This window comes from Shewanella sp. 10N.286.52.A9 (genome assembly GCF_041468985.1).
GTDB classification, from domain to species: Bacteria; Pseudomonadota; Gammaproteobacteria; order Enterobacterales; family Shewanellaceae; genus Shewanella; species Shewanella japonica.
This window is the reverse complement of record NZ_JBFRJQ010000008.1, coordinates 71824-78333: the sequence shown is the minus strand read 5'-3', so window position 1 is coordinate 78333 and position 6510 is coordinate 71824. Positions and strand designations below refer to the sequence as shown.

Here is a 6510-nt window from a genome sequence, read left to right as displayed (position 1 = left end):
ATTAGTTAATACTTTATAATGTAAAAAACATCTAATACGCAATAATCATTAAGTATAGATTTATTTTAAATAACATACTTATTAACTATTAATATAATAATTACCATGTAACATTTACACTTTTGTTAATTCATCAACTAGAAAACGTCCGATTTATTTTTTAAATAAATACAGGAATTGTTTTATCAAAGTCATCATTTGACTCACTTATGTCTTTTGAAGATAAACCCGACGTAACTTGAGTGTTTTTTACTAAAATACAAGTGACATTATCACGCGCATTTCGAACTAATGATGCATGTAATAAGGCCAATCCAGAATCAATAATATTACCAGAGTTAATTGTGGCTTCGATTTCAGTGTCACTAAGTTCTTTATTTAGGCCATCACTACAAAGTAAAAACGTATCACCTTCAACCACTTTACCCGTCCGATAATCAATATCTAATTGACTATCGACTCCCACAGCACGCGTGATTACATTTGCTAATGGATGTGACTCAGCATCTTCAGCGGCCAACAAACCTTCATCAACCATGTCATTCACTTGACTGTGATCTTTGGTAATCATTGTCATTTTCTGTTGTCTTAACAGATAAATCCTACTGTCGCCGACCCAAAGCAGGTGATAGTCGCCTTGATATAACCACAACACTACAACTGTACTACCGGCGACTTTACCTTCAAAATCAGTTTGGCTCATTTGCTGAAGCTGGGTATTACTGTTTTGTAATGCGAGCTTTAAAATATCAACACTAATTAACTCTGGAGATAATCCATCAACAGCCTGTTGAATATTGTCGATGACTAATTGGCTCGCCACATCACCAGCAGCATGACCTCCCATCCCATCAGCAACAACCCATACACCGATATGCGGAAGTTCTAACATAGCGTCTTCATTAATTTCTCGTACTGTGCCTCTGTGGGTTAAAGCTTGACTTAAGTGCACGTATTTTGCTCCTTCACTAAGGCGGCTGTATTCCAACCTCTTTGTATCCATTGCCCGCTTAACATAGAGACAAACTGGCTAATTTGAGGCAGCCCTTCTGTGATAATCATGCATGCTTCAACCTCTGATGAACCTTCTGTCCACCAAATACTGTATCGTTCAAACTGTTTACGGTATTGCTGATCAAGTAGTGACAATATATGAGGAGCATTACTTCCCTGAATAACCCAAGCTTTTTTTGTAATGTCACTAGATTCACTTTGAGATGAACACAGACCAGTAACCGGAATCGTGTACTGTTGCCCAGAGACATCATTCAACCAATTCTCAAGATTGATATCATCTTCAAGTACCTGCAAAATCTGTGCTTCAAATTGTGTCGACCATTCGTTTTCATGCCAACCACATACCGCAGCTTGCTGATGAAAGCCTGCTAAAGTAAAAGGATAATGACGCCCAACATTATCCACGCTCGGAATAAGTGTCCCCACTACTGCTTGCTCGCAGCATACTCCAGCTGACAAAGAAAAATGCCAAACAGGGCTTGTGAGATAATAATCCAGCCATTCATTGCCGCTTTGCTCTTTACTCACCGCAATGACTGCTTGTAACCACTCATTCCAGTTTTTAAAAAAGTCTACATCTAGATTTTCTTGTAAAAAGTCACCCTTTGAGGGGACTTTACCGCAATAACCTAATCGCATTAAAGATTCGACGGACATGAGAAAGTCTCCATATTAGCCATCCAAAATGGATTGTTTACGCTGTTAGCAATCAGTTTCAATTCAGCGTTATATCCACTGAGGTTGATCATTAACTTGCCGTCTTTCTTTGTTTGCGGACGTTTTTTGCTCAACTCATCGAGTAAGCGGAAGAATGACCATTCGCCTTCGTACTTCTTATTGATTGAACGGCCACCATTAGGCGGTGAAAACGCAATGCGAGTTTCATTATTGGCGCCTCGACCTGGCCAGAAAAATAACTCTTTACGTGTTGGTCCATGGCGGTATTTAAGTTGTTGTTCATCCAATTCTAATAAGAATAGGCTGACACTACTGTCCAGTAGTTGTGGCTCAAGAGAGAAGTTAATTTTGGGGAATTTAGTTCCTGGTTCAAAGAATGCCTCTTTAATGATTTCAGCTCGTTGGTACATTTCTAACACGTCATAGCTAATACCTATGTTACGTTTAAAGCGCCATGGCTTTTTACTGGTATCAACATGCGCTGCCAGATATTGGTCCCAAAACTGATCTAAGGTGCCGCCATAGCCAAAGAACTTGCTAAAGTCTTTTAGTCTCACATCTTCTTTTGCACGACGATTGAACGGGTAACGACCTGATATCGCACGATTAAACTCAGCTAAGACCTCTGAGCGCCAAATGCCATTAAATCGCTGACTTTGGTTAGTTTTAGCAAATGATCTAGTTTGATAAGCAACATCGTTTAACCAATTTTTGACTGGGTATGGTAAATCCATCAATTGCTCTGACAATGTTATTCCCATCTGAGCAAAGTTTTCTTCTACAGCCTGGTTCACGACTCTGCCGTCCGATTGAAGGAGTAACTTGCTGTAATTTCGATTCAATGCGCGCAGAGTCGTTTGAATTTGATCGACTTCTACTAAGTTAATTTTAATCAACTCACTAAAGGCAACTTCCACTTCTTTACCGGGCAGGTCGACATTTAACTCAATTGCGGTATCAGGTAGCAACCGATTTAACTGCGCTTTTTTAGAACGAAAGGCAACGTCAGTGACATTAGCAGCCACTTCAGATGCAGCCTTTAAATTATTAGACTCCATAGGAAGTTTGGTTAGTTGCACATTTTTTTGCGCCGCGGCAATGATGGTTTTTATGGGTTGATCAGGACTTGATAACGCCGCTGTCACACGCTCAGCCTCTTCAAGACTTGAGTATGGTTTTACAGAGATATCACTTAAAAAGTCTTCCCAATAAAATATATAGTCACGAATATACTTACGCTCTAATTCAGCGGTTAGACGTTTTTTAGCCTGCTCATCTAAATTAGCTAAGTCATCTCCATATACCCAGCTGTCAGCAGTCAGGTTTTTAATAATTTTGGTTTTTTCAATATTGAAAATTCCGTGGAACCCATTAAAAGTATACAAGCCTGGAATACCGTCATTGAACGGTCTACCACTCATAAATGTTAAACCATCAAGACTGTCTAAACTAAGAATATCCACTAGTTTAAAATCAGGAATACTGCTTTGAGAGAAGTCGCTTTTTAATCTCTGATAAGCTCGCTCCACCAGCGGCAACATGGTTAAATTAGCTCGAGCACCATCAACAACCATGTCATCGTATTGATTTCCACGGATCCCTAACGTTAAAAGTGTCTCAATATGTTGATTTAACTGCTCGCGGATTTCGGCATTAACATTCCCAGTAATGTTTCGATCAATATAAGCAGAGAACCAAATTTTGATGTTGCTTTCATCAAAATGCTCCGGCAGATACAACATGAGATATGTTTTTAAGGTTTCATATAAATAATTAAGGTGCTGACCGTTAGCATCCATTTCTTCGCTTAACACATCTAACATAAACGGCAATAAATGCGCTTCTAATGCTCGCTCATATGCCGCTGAAGCAGGTTGCTTTAACTTATCCCCTTGGTACAAACCAAACGTTTGTGCATCCTCAGGTTTTTCTGAGCCAAACCCCACAGGTAAGTCACGAATCAGTGTCAAACCTTTAGTTAACGTGATGACATCAGTGTTCGCATTCAGGCCACCATGAGTAATATCCTCATACTGAGCAAGTTCAGTAAAAGTATTATCGATAAGCTCATGGTTCCAATCATAACTTTGCCACCAAATGTAACTCGTAAATAAAGTGACCACTGCGGCTACACCCACCGAAACCTTACGCAGCATTCTGTTTTGGTTAGTATGTTTGCGGTTTGTAGAGGCTAAGTTCTTCTCAGGAAAAATGACATCTTCCAAAAGTCGTTTAATAAAGTAACTACGCTGCTTATTAGTATTATTGCTTTTAGTTTTACTTTTGATACCGCTGGATAAGTGAGTTGAAAGATGGTCAATCGGCGTGCCTTCTTGGGTCGCACTGGTTAAGTATACGCCACGCAAAAGTGGGGCTTCTTCGTAAGCATTCGGAGCAAATATTTCCTTTAAGAAATCATCTGCCGAACTTTGAAGTAATCGTAGTTGTTTTGGGAACTCATAAATTACTGCTCGGCGCTCAAGATCACGCTCATTTTTAAGGCGACTATTTAAGCGTGCATTTAAGTTCAATAACAAATGATGAAACTCTTTATTGAAAGTACTCACGATGTCAGTTTCATCATCTTCGGTATTTAACGGAAAAGTCACACCCCAAATTTGTTCGCAATCTTCTTTGGTTAAATCATCAAAAAACTCATTAAATCCTGCAACTAAGTCAGATTTAGATAACAACACATAAACAGGAAATGTCATGCCTAACTGGTTTTGTAATTCCTGCAAACGCTGCTTAATCGCTCTTGCGTGTAGATTACGTTCAGTTTTAGTTTGATTAAGTAACTCCGACATTCCCATGCTAATAATGACGCCATTGATTGGCCTTACTGGTCGGTATTTCTTCAATAACCCCAAAAAGCCCTGCCATGCACGTGAGTCTTGTTTAACATGACTGTCTTGGGTGGTATAACGTCCTGCGGTATCAATAAGTACCGCTTTGTTAGTAAACCACCAATCGCAATGACGTGTGCCGCCAACACCTTCAATCATATCAACACCCATTTTATCTTTTAACGGGTATTCCAATCCTGAATGCTGAATTGCAGTCGTTTTACCACTTCCTGGTGGGCCAATCATGATGTACCAAGGAAGCTCATAAATACTTTTGTTTTTGGTTAATTTAGTTTGCTTTAAAATATCTAACGCTTGGGTCATTTTGTTTTGCAGCAGCGTTATCTCACTTTTTACTAGCTCGTCTCCGTTAACCGCAGCGCCTTCTTCACCATTAATCAAGCTGTCAGCCATTTCTTCACTTTGTTTTTTACTTTTAATTTGTCGTGAAAAATGAACGCCACCCCAGACCATGACAATGACCAAAAGTACAATGACACGAACTGCAGCAGACGCGAATGGCTCATAACCTGCAATAGCGACTAATGGGCCACCAAACCAAATAAGTAGTGCTAAACACACAAAGCCTAAAATGGTAATAACCCATTTAGATTTAAGTGTTTCGACAATTCCCTTGCCGACTGATTTTAAAGACATTTATACAATTCCTTTTGTCACTCTAAAACAATAAGTCAATTTCAATTCGACGATTTAAAGCACGATTAAGTTCGCTATCATTAGCAAAACGAGGCTCAGACTCTCCCCTTCCTTCAGGCCATAACCGACCACTCAATGACGCGTTATGTGCCAACACATTGCCAATCGATGTTGCTCTAGCAAGTGAGAGATGCCAATTTGATGGGTATTTTGACGTAAAAATAGGTTCGTCATCAGTATGGCCAGTGATCAAGATTTTCCCTTTGGTTCCTTCAAGTGTCCTAGCGATCTTAGCTAAAATCGCTTCAAAATCTGATCTTGGCTGAGTGTTACCCGATGCGAATAATTCACCAGCACCGATTCTGATCCGAACTCTGTCACTTAATTGCTCTACTTCAAGTAGTTGCATACTAATTTCTGTCTGCAATAACTGCTGTAGTAAAAGGGCTTCTTCACGGCTTAATTGTTGCTGTGCAGCAACGGTTTTTTCCCATGGTACGATAGATGTTAATTGCTTATATGCCTGTGACGAATAGCTATTAATACTGTAGTTAAATCCCATGTAGACGAATAAAATAATCACCCCAAACAACGCACCAATCACCCATAAAGGGAAAGGCTGTTGAAATGATAAATTTGGCACAATATTATTTCGCCAGTCAGGTGATAACTCCCGATGGAAATCGCCTTTACATGATTGGATAGCAAGGTAAGTTCGCTCTCTTAATGCTTCCAGTTTCTGGTCGCCTTGAGGCTCAATACGCATTTTCCCGACAAAACCAAGCGTTAAACATAAATACATCAATTCCAGTAAGTTACATTTCTCAGCAGGTTGTAATAAAGACGCATCAAGTAGCGTATAGAAATATTCACCACCGAGTGTTTCATTATGAAAAGTCGACAGTAAACTCTCAGAAGCCCAGTAACTTTGGCCGCCCCATGTTGTATTCAAAACCACTTCATCAATAAAACAGCACAAGCAATAGCGCGCAGACTTTATGTCTTCGGCAGCAATATCAGCATTACGAAGTTGTTGTTCATAATGTTTAATCAACTCAACACAATGCACACGTAAGGTATTTACGTCATCATGCTGAGTACTCGTGCGTAATTGAGTACAAATAGATAGTAACGTACCTGCATAATCAACAATCGGATTTTGTGCCAAGCTTAATACAGCACTTTGCGCTCTGTTATCAACGCTTTGTTCTTGTATTAATGTTTTCTGATTATCATCATTAACTTTAGGTTTTTGGATTGCCATCCCCGCGCCTTTCCCTGGACGTGGTTTAACAATGGTTTTATCGTTCAC

General features: G+C 39.6%; 4 protein-coding genes. All 4 read right to left on the bottom strand.

The annotated features are described in order from the left end of the window. Positions 1–160: 160 nt before the first annotated feature. From AB4128_RS08330 to tssL, 4 genes are read right to left on the bottom strand one after another with little or no spacing between them, the layout of a single operon-like run. Complete coding sequence (locus AB4128_RS08330) at positions 161–952, bottom strand: PP2C family serine/threonine-protein phosphatase (protein ID WP_080917474.1); 792 nt, start codon at positions 950–952, stop codon at positions 161–163. Beyond that, positions 943–1674 carry a type VI secretion system-associated protein TagF gene (gene tagF / locus AB4128_RS08325; RefSeq protein ID WP_372037429.1) on the bottom strand — a complete coding sequence of 244 codons (732 nt, stop codon included), beginning with the start codon at positions 1672–1674 and terminating at the stop codon, positions 943–945. Before tagF ends, AB4128_RS08330 begins: the two co-directional genes overlap by 10 nt. Further along, entirely contained in the window at positions 1656–5198 is a 3543-nt protein-coding gene (gene tssM, locus AB4128_RS08320) for a type VI secretion system membrane subunit TssM (RefSeq protein WP_372037428.1), read from the bottom strand. The genes tagF and tssM overlap by 19 nt, the downstream gene beginning before the upstream one ends. Before the next feature lie 22 nt (positions 5199–5220). After that, complete coding sequence (tssL, locus tag AB4128_RS08315) at positions 5221–6510, bottom strand: type VI secretion system protein TssL, long form (protein ID WP_372037427.1); 1290 nt, start codon at positions 6508–6510, stop codon at positions 5221–5223.